This is a genomic window from Microcoleus sp. N9_A1 (assembly GCF_036701795.1).
Taxonomy (GTDB): Bacteria; Cyanobacteriota; Cyanobacteriia; order Cyanobacteriales; family Microcoleaceae; genus Microcoleus.
Window position 1 is genome coordinate 48,470 of the sequence record NZ_JAUBRI010000009.1, and the last position, 17,655, is coordinate 66,124.

At 45.1% G+C, this 17,655-nt stretch carries 11 protein-coding genes; 5 read left to right on the forward strand and 6 right to left on the reverse strand.

What is annotated here, in order from left to right; all coding sequences use genetic code 11:
* Positions 1–120 precede the first annotated feature (120 nt).
* Both QUA58_RS06290 and QUA58_RS06295 read left to right on the forward strand, forming a co-directional pair.
* Complete coding sequence (locus QUA58_RS06290; protein WP_333393356.1) at positions 121–3,093, forward strand: adenylate/guanylate cyclase domain-containing protein; 2,973 nt, start codon at positions 121–123, stop codon at positions 3,091–3,093.
* Between the two features lie 151 nt (positions 3,094–3,244).
* Entirely contained in the window at positions 3,245–5,308 is a 2,064-nt protein-coding gene (locus tag QUA58_RS06295) for an adenylate/guanylate cyclase domain-containing protein (protein WP_333393357.1), read from the forward strand.
* Positions 5,309–5,386: 78 nt separating this feature from the next.
* On the opposite strand, the gene rpmB is transcribed toward QUA58_RS06295, so the two are convergent.
* From rpmB to rppA, 4 genes are all read right to left on the reverse strand, one after another.
* Entirely contained in the window at positions 5,387–5,623 is a 237-nt protein-coding gene (rpmB, locus tag QUA58_RS06300) for a 50S ribosomal protein L28 (protein WP_333255568.1), read from the reverse strand.
* Between the two features lie 209 nt (positions 5,624–5,832).
* A complete protein-coding gene (gene htpG / locus QUA58_RS06305; RefSeq protein WP_333255570.1) occupies positions 5,833–7,821 on the reverse strand; it encodes a molecular chaperone HtpG in 1,989 nt (662 codons plus the stop codon).
* Positions 7,822–8,087: 266 nt separating this feature from the next.
* Positions 8,088–9,419, reverse strand: coding sequence for a two-component system sensor histidine kinase RppB (rppB, locus tag QUA58_RS06310; RefSeq protein WP_333393358.1), 1,332 nt, complete (start codon positions 9,417–9,419; stop codon positions 8,088–8,090).
* 112 nt (positions 9,420–9,531) lie between these two features.
* A complete protein-coding gene (rppA, locus tag QUA58_RS06315) occupies positions 9,532–10,230 on the reverse strand; it encodes a two-component system response regulator RppA (RefSeq protein ID WP_333255574.1) in 699 nt (232 codons plus the stop codon).
* 206 nt (positions 10,231–10,436) lie between these two features.
* Here rppA and QUA58_RS06320 point away from each other — a divergent pair, with 206 nt between their 5' ends.
* The 3 genes from QUA58_RS06320 to QUA58_RS06330 all read left to right on the forward strand — a co-directional run bounded on the left by QUA58_RS06320 (position 10,437) and on the right by QUA58_RS06330 (position 13,836).
* Positions 10,437–11,441, forward strand: coding sequence for a multicopper oxidase domain-containing protein (locus QUA58_RS06320; protein WP_333255576.1), 1,005 nt, complete (start codon positions 10,437–10,439; stop codon positions 11,439–11,441).
* 162 nt (positions 11,442–11,603) lie between these two features.
* The gene (locus QUA58_RS06325; protein WP_333255578.1) at positions 11,604–12,635 is read left to right on the forward strand and encodes a helix-hairpin-helix domain-containing protein; all 1,032 of its coding nucleotides are present in this window, start codon (positions 11,604–11,606) and stop codon (positions 12,633–12,635) included.
* Positions 12,636–12,900: 265 nt separating this feature from the next.
* Positions 12,901–13,836 (forward strand): FTR1 family protein, encoded by a 936-nt coding sequence (locus QUA58_RS06330; protein ID WP_333393359.1) that lies wholly within the window; start codon positions 12,901–12,903, stop codon positions 13,834–13,836.
* A gap of 122 nt (positions 13,837–13,958) precedes the next feature.
* On the opposite strand, the gene QUA58_RS06335 is transcribed toward QUA58_RS06330, so the two are convergent.
* Together QUA58_RS06335 and QUA58_RS06340 are read right to left on the reverse strand one after the other, a co-directional pair.
* A complete protein-coding gene (locus QUA58_RS06335) occupies positions 13,959–14,438 on the reverse strand; it encodes a hypothetical protein (RefSeq protein ID WP_333255581.1) in 480 nt (159 codons plus the stop codon).
* 39 nt (positions 14,439–14,477) lie between these two features.
* A complete protein-coding gene (locus tag QUA58_RS06340; RefSeq protein ID WP_333393360.1) occupies positions 14,478–17,591 on the reverse strand; it encodes an efflux RND transporter permease subunit in 3,114 nt (1,037 codons plus the stop codon).
* Positions 17,592–17,655: the final 64 nt, after the last annotated feature.

The following is a 17,655-nucleotide window of genomic DNA, read 5'->3' on the forward strand; positions in this document are numbered from 1 at the left end:
TTTAAATTTTATCTCAAAAAACAATCAAACCATAAGTGTGTGGGTTTGATCTGCATCCTGAATGTGCAGCTAGCAAAGTGCACAGCCTGCACCCTAAATTAACGAGTAGTAAGGTGCGATATGAATCTGAATCTAAGTCAGTTTCTTCGATTCCCTCAATCCCGAATTTGGCGCTACTTAGCCCAAGTAACTGTCGTTGCGATCGCTTACGCCGTGGGGGCGAGACTAGCATTTGCAATTCAAGGTGTCAATCCCTTTGCTTCCTCGGTGTGGCCGCCCGCAGGAATTGCACAAGCCGGACTTTTATTATTTGGTAGAAAAGTCTGGCCTGCGATTGTTTTGGGTATATTTATACTCAATTTTGTTAACCCAACTGAACAGATCTTTGCACTTTGGCTGGGAGGAAACATTGGCGCTATTCTGCAAGCTGTTTTTGCAGCAACTGTGCTGCGCTGGCTGGGGTTTCGTCCCTCTCTAGAACGATTGAAAGATGTAGTTAATTTAATCTTGTTTGGCGGTCTAATTTCTACTCAAATCAGTTGTACTATCGGCGCGCTTTCCATATATTTGGCTGGCAAAGTAGATTTGTCAGAATATTGGTCGCTTCGGTGGAATTGGTGGTTGGGTGACGCAATGGGAGTTTTGATTTTGACTCCCTTAATCCTCATTATTTTTCGTCCTCAAGTAACTGCAGATCGCTTAAAAATAAAAACACATCTTCCGAAAAATTATTTAATTTGGCGGGGAGTATGGTTGATATTATTAATTGGGGTGAGCTGGTTTGTATTTGAGTCAAAAAATGACGCTTCTCTTTCTCGCTATCCCCTTGAATATTTGCCGTTTCCTTTGATAATTTGGGCGGCGCTCCAATTCGGTCAGCGGGCCGCTGTTCTGGCATCGTTAGTTGTCTCAAGTATCGCAATTTTAGGCAGTTCTAATGGAGGTGGCCCGTTTATAGCCAAAGCAGAAAATATTAGTCAGGCTATTTTATTTTTACAAGCTTTTATGGCTGTAGTTACGATTACTTCGCTGTTATTGGCAGCGACGGTAGCCGAACGCGCAGCAGCCGAAAATTCTCTGCGAGAAAGCGAAATTAAATATCGAGATTTGGTGGAAAATGCTAACAGCATTATTGTCAAATTGGAGCCAAAAGGCACAATTATTTTTTTTAATGAGTTTGCCGAAATATTGTTTGGTTACAATCAGGAAGAAATCCTTGGAAAAAATGCAGTGGGAACAATTATTCCCCAAACCGACCTCGAAGGGAATAACTTAGAGTTGGTTTATAATGAAATTTTACAAAATCCCGATCGCTTTACTAACTATGAAAATGAAAATATCCGGCGTGACGGATCTCGCATTTGGGTATCTTGGGCAAATAAACCGCTGTTTGATGCAGCGGGGGAACTCCAGGGCATCCTCTGCATCGGCACAGATATCACCGATCGCCGAAACGCTGAAATAGCCTTGCAAAAGCTGAATGAAAAGCTGGAAATCCGAGTTGCAGAGCGCACAAATGCCCTGAAACAAAGCGAACTTCAGCTACAGAAACAGAAATCGGCATTAATTGATTTAGCCAAAAATAAAGCGCTGAATCAAGGGGACTTAACCAAAGCGCTTCAAGAAATAACTGAAACTGCTAGCCGTACTCTGGAAGTTGCGCGATCGAGTGTCTGGTTGTACGATCGCCCTAAATCTAAGATGGAGTGCTTGGATTTGTTCGATCGCACCGCCAAGCAGCACTCAAAGGGTATGGAATTAGCAGAAGCAGACTATCCTGTCTATTTTCAAGCACTGCGAGAAGAACGCGCAATTGCTGCCTTTGACGCGCAAAAAGATTTTAGAACTAGAGAATTTGAGGAATTTTACCTAATTCCCTTGGGCATCACTTCCATGCTAGATACCCCGATTCAAATAGGCGGAGAAATAGCAGGAATTCTCTGTTTGGAACACGTAGGAATGCCCCGCAATTGGACTATTGAAGAACAAAGTTTTGCTGTTTCTCTAACAGATTCTGTAACTTTCGCAGTGGAAGCGCGGGAACGCCAGCGCGCTGAAAAAGCGCTGCGACAAGCTGAGGCCAAATACCGCAGCATTTTTGAAAATGCGATCGTCGGCATCTTTCAAACTACTCCCGATGGGGAATATCTCAGCGTCAATCCTGCTTTGATTCGCATTTATGGTTACAGTTCCTGCGAGGAGTTGATGGCAAATTTAACTGATATCAACCGCCAGCTATATGTAGACCCAGAACAGCGGGCAGAAGTCATAGAATTAATGCGAAGTAACGGCAAAGTATCGGATTTGGAATCTCAAGTTTACCGTCAAGATGGCAGTATAATTTGGATTGCCGAAAATGCTTATACTGTCTGCGACATACATGGAAATTTGCTTTATTACGAAGGTACTGTTGAAGATATCACAACTCGCAAAGAAGCTGAGGCAGCTTTGCGCTTAGAACAAGAAAAATCCGATCGCCTCCTGCTCAACGTGTTGCCACAAGCGATCGCCGAAAGACTCAAACAAGACCAAAGCATCATCGCCGATACTTTTGCCGAAGTAACAGTATTGTTTGCCGATATAGTCGGTTTTACCCAAATTAGTTCCCAAATTTCTCCGCCGGAATTAGTTTCCTTGCTTAACGACATTTTTTCCACCTTCGATCGCCTAGCCCAAAAGCACGGATTGGAAAAAATTAAGACCATTGGTGACGCTTACATGGTAGTTGGAGGGCTGCCCCTGCCCCGCAGCGATCATGCAGAGGCGATCGCCCAAATGGCCCTGGATATGCAGCAGGCAATTATTGATTTCAGCCACACCCAAAATCAAGATGTCAGCATCAGAATCGGCATCAACAGCGGCCCGGTTGTCGCCGGAGTCATCGGCATCAAAAAATTTATTTACGATTTGTGGGGAGACACCGTTAACACCGCTTCCCGCATGGAATCCCACGGCTTACCGGGAAGCATTCAAGTCACCTCTGCAACTTATGATATATTGCAGTACAAGTATGTATTTGAAAGTCGTGGCGCGATCGAAGTCAAAGGCAAAGGTGAAATGAACACTTATTTTCTCACAGGCATTAAATTGTAAAAGAAGGAAGAAGGAAGAAGGAAGAGGGAAGAAGGAAGAGGAAAAACAGAGGGAAAAAGGAATAAACAATGTTCAGCTCATATTTATGCAATTAATTAGATCCTAATCGTCTTGGCTGTGGGCATAGCCAGTTAAAAATATAAAGCTCAGTATGAACCAAAACAAAAATCTGTTTCTGCGATTTGCTCAATCTATAAATTGGCAATACTTAGCAAAAATAGCTGCCATTGCCTTTGCTTACGCTTTAGGAGCAAAAATAGCAGTTTCAATCCCCGGCGTAAATAAATTAGCTACCTGCGTCTGGCCGCCCGCAGGAATTGCACAAGCTGCACTTTTATTATTTGGTCGGCGAGTTTGGCCGGGAATAGCTTTAGGCGTATTTTTTTACGAAACTATTAACCTTAATGTGTCTTTAACACTTGCAATAATTAGTGCTTTTTGTGCTTGTTTACAAGCTTTATGCGCTTTTACTTTGCTGCAAAAGCTCAACTTTCGCCCCTCACTTGAGCGGCTAATCGATGTAGTCAATTTAGTCTTTTGCGGTGCTGTAGTTGCCACTCAAATTAACTCCACTCTCGGCACGCTGCGCCTCGGTGTAACTGGTTTAATTGAGTGGAGCGAATATTGGCCAATTCGCTGGAATTGGTATCTTGGAGATACATTGGGAGTTGTAATTTTTACTCCCCTGCTGCTGATTATATACCAAAAACAAGCCACACGCCATCCACAAAATACAGGCAGTCAAACAATTGTAAATCGAATCAGTGCCGGAATATGCCTGCTGTTATTAGTAACAGTCAGTTGGCTCGTCTACAACTCAAAAAGTGAAAGTAATCTCTCCGGGTATCCCCTCGAATACTTGCCATTTCCCTTGGTAATTTGGGCAACCATTCAATTCGGTCAGATCGGGGCTGTTTTAGCATCTTTCATTGTATCCTGTATCGCCATTTGGGGCGGTTCTCAGGGAGGTGGCCCCTTTATTGCCAAAGCGGAAAATATCAATCAGGCAATCTTATTTTTGCAGGCTTTTATGAGCGTAATTGTAGTTACATCGCTGCTGTTGGCCGCCACTGTAGCCGAACGCGCCTCAGCAGAGGATTCGCTGCGACAAAGCGAAATTAAGTATCGGGAATTAGTGGAAAATGCTAACAGCATTATTTTAAAACTAGATACGGAAGGAAATATTACTTTTTTTAACGAATTTGCACAGATTTTTTTTGGTTACGATGAAAAAGAGATAATTGGCAAAAACGCCGTGGGAACAATTATTCCCCAGAGAGATACAACAGGAAATGACTTGGCAGCAAAGTTGAGAGATATTTTGCAAAACCCAGAACAATACACGCGAAATGAAAATGAAAGTATCCGGCGCAGCGGCGATCGGGTTTGGGTATCGTGGGCAAATAAACCGCTGTTTGACTCGGCAGGAAATTTTGTGGGAATGCTGGCAATCGGTACGGATATCACAGACCGCAGGCGAGCTGAAATGGCGCTTTACAAGCTGAATGAAGAGTTGGAATTTAGAGTGAAAGAACGAACTAATGCTCTGAATGATACTTTAAGTGCACTGCGAGTTCAACAGGAACAATCGGAACGCTTGCTGTTGAATATTTTGCCTGAAGAAATAGCAAATCGGTTGAAGCGGGGAGACAGTACGATCGCAGACACTTTTGCTGATGTTACTGTCTTATTTGCGGACATAGTAGGCTTTACTCAACTCAGTTCGCGAGTTACTCCAACGGAATTAGTTGCTTTGCTGAATGATATCTTTTCGACATTTGACAACCTAGCAGAAAGACACGGTTTGGAAAAAATTAAGACGATTGGCGACGCTTACATGGTAGTTGGAGGGCTGCCAATTGCTCGCCCGGATCACGCAGAAGCGATCGCAGAAATGGCCATCGATATGCAGCAGGCAATTACTGACTTCAGCAATATCCACAATCAAGATTTCAGCATTAGAATCGGCATCAACACTGGCCCGGTTGTCGCCGGAGTCATCGGTATTAAAAAATTTATTTACGATTTGTGGGGAGACACCGTTAACACCGCTTCCCGCATGGAATCTCACGGCAAGCCAGGGAGTATTCAGGTAACAGAAACAACTTATCAGCAATTGCGAGAAAAGTATTTCTTTGAAAACCGCGGCCTTATCGAAGTTAAAGGCAAAGGCCAGATGACTACTTATTTACTGCAATGCCGAAAATTGCTCTAGTAAAGGTTTTTCTCTAAAAGTAAGGGCGATCGCACTCTCAAATGTGCGATCGCCCTCATTTTAATTTAGCCAAGTTTTTTAAAGCTTGTAAAGATTAATTCCAGCTTCCTTCGCCATGATTTCCAAACCCTTGTGTTGCAAGGTTTTAATCGCCTTTGTAGAAAGGTGCAATCTTACCCAGCGCTTCTCCTGCGGCCACCAAACCCGCTTCCACTGCAAATTTGCGCCTTGCAACTTGTGAGTGCGGTGGTGCGAGTGAGAAACCGCAAAACCGTTATTCGCCTTCTTCCCCGTTAGCTGACATTTCCGTGACATATTGCCCTCCAGACTACTTGTTTGTGATGCAGCCTTTTATTATAGAGCAATCGCGGACTACGCCCCTAGCCCCCCCAAAAAAAGGGGGGACAAGAAAAACCCTGTAGCCTCACTGCTGAATGGGGTACAAGCAAACCTGCTGTTTCCAGCAGAGACCGCAACAAGCAAACTCTGCTGCTCCCCCCTTAGCAAGGGGGTTGGGCGGGTTCTTACATTGCACGTTCTGTTAATTTTGTCAAGACATTGTTCGATCGCTCAACAAACTCCTGCATCCCTTCAGCATCGAAACCCTTCTGGGCCATCAAAGCCAAGTCGTAAACGTGGTGACAAATCATACTCGCCAACTCAGCCGACGGAGACTCCCCGCCGCCTTGAATAATCGCACCCTGACTCAAACTAGCCAGATTTTGAATCAGCGGGTGAGAGGTATTCACCAACAAAACGTGTTCTTCGGGGAATTCGGCGGCTTGCTGCTGCAAAAGCGCCGTCATGTCGCGCATCCGGCGCAAAGCTTCCGGTAAAAGTACGATCGCAGGTGGCGCACCCTCCGTAGAGTCAGACTTCAAAGCTTCAGTGCGAATGTTCACTTTCGGCTTATTGAGAGCCTTTTGGAACATTTCTTTAACTTGTTCGCTGCGAGTCTTATTCGTCGCCGGATCGACAATTTCCGCTTCTTTCTCTTTGTCAATTAGCGTGTCGTCAATGTCCGAATCCACCCGCGAGAATTTGACATCTGAGTATTCTCTTTCCAAGAAGCTGATAAAGTGCGTGTCGATGAAAGAATCCATAAACAGCACTTCTAAACCTTGGCTTTTGTGCAGTGCGACGTAAGTTGCTTGAGACGCAGGTTCTGTGCAGTAAAACACCCGATTTTCGTGACGTGTTTGATTGCGTTCCAAATACTCTTTTAGAGTTGTGTAAGGCTGCGTGGAACGAGAATTATCCGACTTCGGAGTGACATCTTGCCATAAATCTCCTTCCTCTGTTTGCACCTGAACTTCTGGCGTTGCAGTTTCTGGCTTCTCGGCTGTTGGTTCGTAGGTGCTGCGGTAGATTAAAATATCTTCGACTTGCTTTTTGAACTTGTCATCGTTGAGAGTTCCGAACTTGACAAAAGTGCCGATATCTTGCCAGCAGCGGATGTATTCGTCACGGTCGTCGCGGTAGAGTTCTTTCAGGCGATCGCCCACTTTTTTCGCAATATAGTCAGCGATTTTCCGCACCGTGCGATTGCTTTGCAAAGAACTGCGAGAAACGTTCAGCGGAATGTCGGTACTGTCAATAACTCCCCGCAGTGGCATCAAGAATTTCGGGATAATTTCTTCGCAGTGGTCGCTGACAAAAACCTGGTTGCAGAATAGCTTAATATTGCCTTGGGTAACATCAACATCCGGCCGCAATTTGGGAAAGAAAAGAATCCCGTTGACAATGAAAGGATAATCTGTATTCAGGTGTACCCACAGCAGCGGCTCATCTTGGAACGGGTAAAGGTAGCGGTACAGTTCCAAATAATCTTCTTTTTGCAAATTGCTGGCTGATTCCCGCCAGATTGCTTTGTGCTTGTTGATTTCCTCTCCCTCAAATTTGATGGGGACAGGCATGAAATCGCAGTAAGTTTTGATTAACTGCTTAATCCGGGTGGGATCTACATACTCTTGTTCTTCGTCTTGGAGTGTCAGAGTAATCGTAGTACCGCGTTCTGTGCGTGCGGATTCTGATAGTTCAAAAGCTGGGGAACCGTCGCAAGACCAGTGTACTGCTTGGGAGCCTTCTTGGTAAGAAAGAGTGTCAATCTCTACTTTCTGAGCCACCATGAAAGAAGAGTAGAAACCGAGGCCGAAGTGACCAATAATTGCGTCGTCGCCACTGCCTTGGTATTTTTGAATAAATTCTTCTGCGCTGGAGAAAGCGACTTGGTTGATGTATTTTTTTACCTCGTCGAGGGTCATGCCGATGCCGTTATCGGAAATTGAGAGGGTTTTGTTTTCTTTGTCAATTGCTATGTTGATGTGCGGTTCGCCAATGTCGCCGCTGTACTCTCCGGAACGGGAAACCATTTTGAGTTTGGCAATGGCATCGACGCCGTTAGAAATTAGTTCCCGCAAGAAGACTTCGTGGTCAGTATATAGCGACTTCTTGATAATCGGGAAAATATTTTCGGTATGGATTGAGATTGTTCCCTGTTCTAAAACTGTCATAATTTTTCTCTCTGATGACTGCTAATTGCTTAGAAATAGCTATTTAATGATTTTCGGCGATCGTGCTCTCTTCTGCAAAAGGGATTACCACAAAAAGATGATTCGGTTTTCCCCACATCTTGCACAATTCTCAATCAGCCTTTCACGGGCGGGCTAGAAAATGCCAACTCCTACTCCCCACAAGATAATTCACTTTTTGTCGGACAGGCTCGAAAGGCCTGTTAAGCGAACATGGTGCAAGATGTCAGTTGCCCTCACATAGTAGCTCACAAAGGCAACTGCAGGAGAAAGGTGCTGCCGGAACCCAATTGGCTGCGGGCGCTGAGGCTGCCGCGGTGGGCGCGGGCTATGGTTTGGGCGATCGCCAATCCCAGTCCCGAACCGCCTGTATGGCGCGATCGATCGCTGTTGACTCGGTAAAATCGATCGAATATTCGCTCTAAATCTGCCGCCGCGATCCCAATACCGGTATCTTGAACCTGAACGATCGCCTCGATGTGATTGCAATCTAAAATAACTGTTACTTTCCCGCCCGCCGGAGTGTATTGAATGGCATTAACAATTAAATTAGCAACTAAGCGATAAAGTTGGTCGGAATTGCCGACAACATTTAATTGTTGTTGCACCCGCACGGACGAGGTTATGGCTACCTTAGAAGCGATCGCCAAAGCTGCCAATTCCTCTACTAAATCGCTCACCAAGTCATTCAAACAACACAATTGAGGGCGATCGCGTATCGCTTGATTATCCATGCGAGCCAGCAGCAGCAAATCAGCCACTAACTGAGTTAACCGTCGGTTTTGGCGATCGACTGTTTGCAAAATTTCCCGCGCTTCTTTTTCATCTAATTGAGGCGTCAACAGCGCCGATTCTACAGTTGCTTGAGATGCCGCTAAAGGCGTCCGCAATTCGTGGGCAGCATCCGCTGTAAACTGTTGGATTTGTCGGTAGGAAGAATAAATCGGTTTCATCGCCAATCCGGCCAATAACCAACTAGCAAAGCCGATCAAAATTAATGCTGTAGGCAATCCTAGTTTCAAAACCCATTTCACTGTACTGAGATAATCATTAAAGTCTTGCAAGCTCCGCCCAACTTGAAAATATCCCCAATCTTGCTGTGTTTGGGTATGTAGCGCTACAGAAATTTGATGATAAACATTGCCTTTGGTGTCAGTTATTGTTTGCCAGTATTGGGAGTTAAATTCGGCTGGTAATTCTTCGGGATAAGCGCCTGCTGTAGCAATTAATTTCCCCGAATAATCAAATAAACGAATATAGTAATAGCCTTGGTTGATAGCGCTTAAAATATGGCGGCTTGGTAACTGTTTTTTAATGCCATTCACTCCTATTACGCGGAGGTTGGGCAAAAGCTCATTGACTATTGGTTCTAGGCGTCCGGGCTGCTGCAATTTTGTTTCGAGGCTGTCGTGTAGCGTCCCCGCTACTGATTCTAATTCGCGATCGATGGCGATCCAGTGCGCGTGGGCGATCGCCTTGTATACGCCAAATCCCAACAAGCTTAAAATCAAACCCATTACAGCCGCATAGGAAATGGCTAATTGCCAGCGAGTTCGGTTAAATAGTTTGTTTTGATTCACATTAAATTCACTAAATTTTAATATTTAACAAAGTATATTGTAGTGGCAGGTTTACCAAAAATTCAGCAAAAAACAAACAATCTCAAAAACCCGCCCCCACCAAACGATAAATTTATATCTCTCCCCTTTTCATTCGGTATCCGACGCCGTGTACGGTTTCAATTAAATTCGTGGCGCCAACAGACTCAAGTTTTCGCCGCAGCAAGCGCACTTGAGCTGCTACCACATTGCTAAAGGTATCTGCACTCGCCTCCCATAGCTGATTCCGAATTTGGTCAGTGGTGATAATTTGGTTGGGATGTTTCATAAAGTATTCTAGCAGTTGAAACTCTTTGTTTGTTAGAGAAATTATCTGGCTGTTACCACTTCTATCGAGATGACAAACAGTGCGATTCCCGCAATCTAAGGCTAGATTCCCTACCTGTAGCTGTTGCGGTTGAATTTGGGGCGATCGCCTTTGCAAAGCCCGCAATCTTGCTAACAGTTCCGCCATGCCAAACGGTTTAACTAAATAATCGTCAGCCCCGGCATCTAGTCCCGCCACTTTATCTTCCATACGGTCTTTTGCTGTCAGCATCAAGACGGGCAGGGCGCTATTTTTAGCACGCAATCTCCGCAGCAGTTCCAATCCTGACAATCCTGGTAGCAACCAGTCAAAAATAGCCAGGTTATATTGCGTCCACTGACTGTCTAAATATTCCCAAGCTTCATTGCCATCTAGGGCCCAATCAACTATATATTTTTCCTGCTTTAAAGTGCGATCGATCGCTTTCCCTAAATCTGGCTCATCTTCAACTAGCAAAACTCTCATAACTCTAATTTATAGCGGTAAATCCTTATACATTGTTAGCGATCGGCAGCATCTACCCCAACATCTAACCTCACATACTGAGATGAAATCAGCATGAAATCTTCTGACTTCCCAGAAAAGGATAACAGTTGACAATAATTGACAACAAGCTGGTAATGTCTTATAATCAACCATGAGTTAAATTTTGAGAAATTTTTTCAATAAGTATGACAGATTTATCCGATCGTCCCGCCATTAAAAAGGCTGGGCGCTGGAGTCGCCGCCAACTGCTACAGCTAGGAATAGCTGGTGCTGGGGTAGCGGGCGGCGCGATCGCACTTCAACACTTGACTCGCAAACCGACATCAGTCGCGAGAATACCGCCCATGCCCGCAGATGCACTCACCGTCAGCAATATCAACCCGATGCAAATTGTGCGCGATTTTGATTACGGCACGGTGACGCGCGAAAACGGGCGCACGGTTCGGGAATTTCGCCTGGAAGCTAATACTTCGATCGTCCAACTTAATAGCGCCGTCACTTTCAACACCTGGAACGTTAACAATCGCGTGCCGGGGCCGACATTAAGGGCAACTGAGGGCGATCGCATCCGCGTCATCTTTTCTAACAAAGGTGGACATTCTCACTCGCTGCACTTTCACGGCATTCATACCAGCGAAATGGATGGCGTTAAGCCAGTGAGAAACGGTTCGGTATTTATTTATGAATTCGATGCCAATCCTTACGGAGTGCATCTATATCACTGCCATATTGCTCCTGTAACTCGCCATATAGGTAAAGGACTTTATGGAATGTTCATTATCGATCCGCCAAAACCCCGTCCTCCCGCGGATGAAATCATGTTAATCATGGGAGGATACGACGTAAACGACGACGAAAAAAACGAACTTTACGCTTTTAACGGGTTGCCCAATTATTACATGAACAACCCGATCCCTATTTACCGAAATCAGCTAATCCGGCTGTACGTTCTTAACCTGATTGAGTACGAAGCGGCAGTGACTTTTCACCTGCACGCCAACTTTTTTGATGTGTACCGCACGGGAATGACTTTGACTCCCAGTGAAAGAACTGATGTCATTACAATGGGAGTAGCTGAAAGACATATCTTAGAATTTACCTACGGCTACGCCGGAAAATTTATGTTTCATCCCCATCAAGATGCGATCGCCGAAGCAGGCTGCATGGGTTTATTTGAAGTCATCGCTTAACCCAAATCGCGATCGATCGGCGCCGATTCAAGTTAAGAAAATCTTAAATTATCTACCAAAATTTCTCATAAATAGGTAGAATCATTAACTCGCAAATAATTAGGAAACTTTCTTAATAACAGGCGAGTCCTACTGCACCTAACCAAAAAATCATCAACTGCCATGTTACCATCCTTTCGCCAATTACCGACAGCCGCTGCTACAGCCATCCTCGTTGCTTTGGCTGGTTGCGTTTCCACCCCCACCGCCAGCAACACCGGCAGCACCGCCTCACCCACCGCCACTGCTAGTCCTGCAGCAACAAGCGGCCACAGCATGAATCACAGCGGCAAAGGCGGAATTAACATTAATACCGCCATTCTTTCCGAGTTAGATAAACTCGAAGCCAAGTTAGGAATCCCGGCACTTTCTAACAAAATTCAAGCCAGCCGCCCTTACGGAAAAACAGAAGAATTGGTCTCTAAAAATGTCATCAATCAAGCCCAATTCGACCAAATCAAAGACTTGGTAACTATTGAAAATGTGGTGCTGACAGGCGAGCCAAAAGATGTAGACTTCATGACTAAACTTGGCTTGATGAAAGGGCATCTTTTCGTAGCCAAAGAACTCTTGGATCAAGGCAAACCCGATCAAGCCGAACCTCACATCGGGCATCCAGTCGAAGAAATTTATGCCGATGTGGAAGATCAGCTAAACGAGCGTAAAATTCCCGAATTTAAGGCTACTTTAATTAAATTGCAGGATTTAGTTAAAGCGGGTGCAAAAGATCCGGCTCAAGTGAATGCGGAATTTGACACATCTATGCAAGCAGTTGACGGAGCAATTGCCGCTCTTCCCGAAGCGCAGCGAAAAGATCCGAAATTCGTGCTGCAAGTGATTAACGGCTTGCTGGATACAGCTAATTCCGAATACGGAGCCGCAGTTGCTAACGGCAAAATTTCCGCAATTATTGAATATCAAGATTCGCGGGGTTTTGTCATGTACGCGGAAATGTTGTACAAAGATATTGCCGATCAAGTGGCTAAAGCCAGCCCTGAGATTGACAAAGCAATTGTTGCCAACATGACTGAACTTAAGACAAATTGGCCAACGGCGATCGCACCCCCCGCCCCCATCAAAACCACCGAACAAGTCAACCAGCTAGTTAAAACGATAGAAAGCGACAGCCAAAAAGTTTTCAAACCAGCATCCTAAAAAAGGTTTGTAGTGCAGACTTAAGTCCGCTCCAATCTTGCGGACTTAAGTCCGCACTACAAACCTTTCAAATATTATCGAAATTAAGTAAGTCTTTTTCCTTCTTCCTTAAGTCGCCGGATAACTAAAGCCTTCTTCCCTCTTCCCTCTTCCCTCTTCCCTCTTCCGAGGGACTTACATCCGTTACATCCGTTACATCCGTTACATCCGTTACATCCGTTACATAATCCGTTGCCGAACTTCCTTCTTCCTTCTAATTAAAAAAATGAATTTTAGCGAAGCATTGCCCACCTTTGTAATTACTCTCCGCGAAGGAGTCGAAGCAGCCTTAGTTGTCGGAATCGTTCTAGCTTGCCTCAAAAAATCGGGACAAAGTTATTTAAATCCTTGGGTTTTTGGCGGTGTCGCCGTCGGACTTATTGCCAGCGCTTTGATAGGTGTACTGTTCGGCTGGACAATTCAAATTTTGTCCGCATCCAATCAGCCCTTTGCACCAATTATGGAATCCCTGCTAGAGGCAACCTTTGGACTTTTAGCAATCGCAATGCTGAGCTGGATGCTGCTCTGGATGACCAAGCAAGCGCGATTTATGAAAGCCGAAGTCGAAGGCGCAGTAAGTGCTGCCTTAACGCAAAATTCTCATGCAGGTTGGGGCGTATTTAGTTTAGTTTTGATTGCAGTTTTGCGCGAAGGATTTGAAACCGTTTTGTTTGTTGTCGCTAAGTTTCAACAAGGCATTCTTCCAGCCCTCGGCGCTTTGGCAGGAATACTTTCAGCCACCGGAGTTGGCGTGCTGCTGTTTAAATGGGGAGTGAAAATTAATATCCGCCTGTTTTTTAAGTATATGGGCATTTTACTGCTCTTTATTGTAGCGGGTTTAGTCGTATCTACTTTGGGATTATTTGACAGCGCGGTGAATATTTTATCGCAAGCCAATCGCGAGTCAGCGGGGATGTGTTTCTATTACGAAAGATTTGCCAAAGAGCACTCTTGCATTCTCGGGCCGATGGTGTGGAATACCTCGAAAGTGCTTCCCGAAGAAAAGTTTCCCGGCTTGTTGCTGAGCGCGATGTTTGGCTACACTGACAAACTTTATTTGGTGCAGGGTCTTGCTTATTTCGTGTTTCTAATCACCGTGGGTGGCATTTATCTCCAAAGTTTGAGCGGTAGAGTATTTTTTCCATTCAAAAAACAGCAGTAACGAAATAGAAAATTAAGTGCGATCGAAATACGATCAGCTTTTTAGTCGAAATGCAAGAGGCAGTTGTTTGTTGCTAATAACTAATGCGCCCATAAGTTAGAGCGCATTAGGAAATCAGCTATCTATTGATTGAAGGTAAAACGACCATCAACTTTTTCTCCGTTAATATCCGCAGTCACCTTCACTGGATAATTTCCTGCCTCTTTGACTGGAAATACAACGGCGTAATGTTTACCATCAGCATCATATTTGAGGTCGAGCGTTTGCTGGTTTCCGTTCGGTAACTGCACTTTTGCCGCCACTTTGGCATTAGGAACTGGTTCCTTTTTCTCCCCTTTTTGCAAATAAAGATCTAAATGAGTTCCGGTAGCTTCTTTTTCAGGTACAAACTCTAAATAGTAAGCTCCAGACTTTACAACTTGCCCCCCTTTAGTTGCTGTTGCAGGATCAGTGGCGGGAGTAGAAGACGCAGGTTGAGAGGCGACAGGAGGGGATGCTGGAGTGGTATTTGGCTCGTTTGCTTCGTCACCTTTACTGCAAGCTCCCAAAAACAGCAATCCGACACTACCTAGAACAATTAAACTTGAGTTGAGCGATTTCATTGGTTTGACTCCTTGCTGACTGACAATAATTAGAAAATATCACACATTAACTACCTTCCCGTCTTCAACAACAGGCTGAGTTGATTTAGGTCGTAAAAACCTCCAAAATTGAGCGTACAAAGCTGGCAAAACTAACAGAGTTAAGGCAGTTGAAGTAAACAATCCTCCTAAAACTACGATCGACAAAGGTTGCAAGATTTCCTTTCCGGGGCCGCCTTCTAAAACTAAAGGTGCTAAACCCAAGGCTGAAGTTAAAGCGGTCATCAGGATGGCGTTGAGCCGTTCCATCGAGCCTTTAACAATAGCTTCTTTAAAGGGCATTCCTTCAGCAAATTTAGAGTTATAGTTGTCTACTAGCAGCAAGCCGTTGCGGGTAGCTACGCCGAATAATGTGACAAAGCCAACCAGGGAAGCTACGGAAATTATACCGCCCGTCAAAGCTACAGCAATTACTCCTCCAACTAAGCCGAGGGGCAAATTAATCATAATCATCGCAGTTGAAGCGATCGACTTAACGGACAAGTACATCAATACGGTAATGACCAAAAAGGCGATCGCACTAAACACTATAATATTTTGCGAAGCCCTTTGTTCCGCCTCAAATTGACCGCCGTACTGGATAAAATAGCCAAACGGCAACTGCACCTCTCGTTTGACTTTAGCTTGAATTTCAGTCACAACCGATCGCAAATCCCTACCTTTAGCATTAGCCGCCACCACAATCAACCGAGAAACATTCTCGCGGTTAATCGTATTTGGGCCCGTACCGTATGTAACAGTCGCAACTTGCGCGAGGGGAATTTTATTACCGCTGGGAGTATCAACCAACAAATTCTGAATAGTTTCGAGGTTATTTCGGGCTTCAGGCTGCAACCAAACAACTAAGTCAAAAGTTTGCTGCACCTCCAAAACTTGTGATACAACTTTGCCATTTAAAGCTGTTTCAATGATTTCCGAAAGTTCTCCAATTTTCAAACCATATCTACCCGCAGCTTGGCGGTTAAACTTAATTTGAATTTGTGAGACTGGTACTTGCGGTTCTAGTTGCAAATCCACAATTCCCTTAACAGTTTTCATTTGTGCTTCAACTTGAGCGCCGAGGCTGCGAAGTTGATTCAAATCCGGGCCAAATATTTTCACAGCAATTTGACTTCTGACACCGGACAAAACCTCATCCATCCGATGAGAAATAAAACCGCCGATATTTGGTGCAACTCCCGGCAATTTACCAAATTCCTGCCGCAGCGACTCCAAAGTTTTCGGCCTATTTTTCATCCCTTCCTCGCTCAAACCGATATCGATGTGAGCTAAATTCACTCCCGCAGCATCAGCATCACCCGGAGCTCGGCCCGATCGCACTTGCACGTATTCAAACCTGGTATCATCCTTAAGTGCATCTTCCATAGCAAAAGCCGCGCTATCCGTCGTCTCCAAAGACACACCCGGATAAAGCAGAATAGTATTCACCAAAGTTTGCTCCTGAAACTCCGGCAAAAACACTCGTCCAAAGGAAGGCAAAATCACTAATGCAGCCACCATACTAGCAGTAGCTAAAGCCAAAATTATCGCCGAATAGCGCATTGATAATTCGATAAAAAAGTGATAGATGCGCTTGCAAAATCTCGGCAACCAAGGTTCCTCAGCACTCATGCGTTTGCTCGGCAATAAAATAGCACAAAGAGCAGGAGAAATGAACAGCGATTCCAGACTAGAAATCACCACAACTACCAAATAAGTAATTCCCATCGGCGTAAAAATCCGACCTTCAACACCGGGCAAAGTAAAAATTGGTGAAAACACAACGATGCCAATAACAGTTGCTCCAATTAACGAATCGCGCACCTCCTGACTGCCATCAAAAATCACATCCATCACCGGGCGCGGATGCCCAGAAGCAGTATTTTCTCGCAAATTGCGGTAGGTATTTTCAGCATAAACAATCGCATCGTCGATCGCAGTTCCGATCGCCACCGACAAACCGCCCAAAGTCATCGTATTCAATCCCAGCCCCAGCCAATACATCGCCAGCAGCGCCAACAGCCAAGTCAGAAAGAAATCTAGCAAAACAACCGCCAGAGTGCGCCAATTCATCAAAAACGGGATGAGAATAATGGTGACAATGATACTACCTTCAACTAAAGCCGATCGCACATTCTCCACCGAGGAATTAATATATTCTTCCTGTCGAAAAGTCACAGTAACTTTAATATCTTTGGGCAGAGCTTGCTGCACCTGGGCCATTGCTGCCTCAACCGCTTTAGTTACCGTCGGAGTATCAGCAACTGGCTGTCTGTTCACCATCACAATCACAGCTTTTTTGCCGTTAAAACTGCCATCGCCCCGCTTGATTGCAGCACCAATCTTGACATCAGCGACATCAGCAATTCTGACGGGCGTTCCGTGGCGAGAGTCGATCGCAGATTGCTGCAAATCTTCCAGAGACTCAATCCGCCCCACCCCTCGGATTAAAGTTTCTCGATCCGGCGTAATTAAATACCCCCCCGGCGCGTTAACATTCGCAGCAGCCGCCGCTTCAGCAACTTGCTGCAACGACACATTAAAAGCTTTCAACTTGGCAGGTTCTACTAATACTTGATATTGCCTTTCTTCGCCGCCGTAAGCCACCACTTGAGCAACGCCAGTCACTGCCAAAAGCCGATTTGTCACTTGCCAATCAACCAGACGGCGCACTTCCATCAAAGGAGTAGTTTCCGAGGTAAAAGCATAGGTAATAACAGTGCCCACAGGAGAAGTTGTGGGAGAAATTTGCGGTGTTTCTACCCCAGCCGGGAGTTTGCTTTGAGCTTGCTGCAACCGTTCTGTTATCAACTGCCGCGCTTGATAAATTTCAGTTCCCCAATCAAAGATTACCTTAACGGCAGAAAGGCCCACAGCGGAAGACGATCGCACTGCTGTTACCCCAGGAGTTCCGTTAATTGCACTTTCGATCGGCAGTGTTACCAAAGACTCGATTTCTTCCGGCGCCAGACCCGGTGCTTCCGTCTGAATTTCGACTTGCGGGGGTGCAAAAGGCGGGAAGACATCAAGGGACATTTGGGGGATGATATACAATGTCCAAAGACTAATAATAATGGTGGCGATAACAACTAGCCAGCGGCGGTTAATTACCCATCTAAGAATAGTGCTGAACATTTTATGATTTTATAGAGGTGATGACTACCAGCCACCGTTGGGCGAGCGACGTTAAATAGTCATT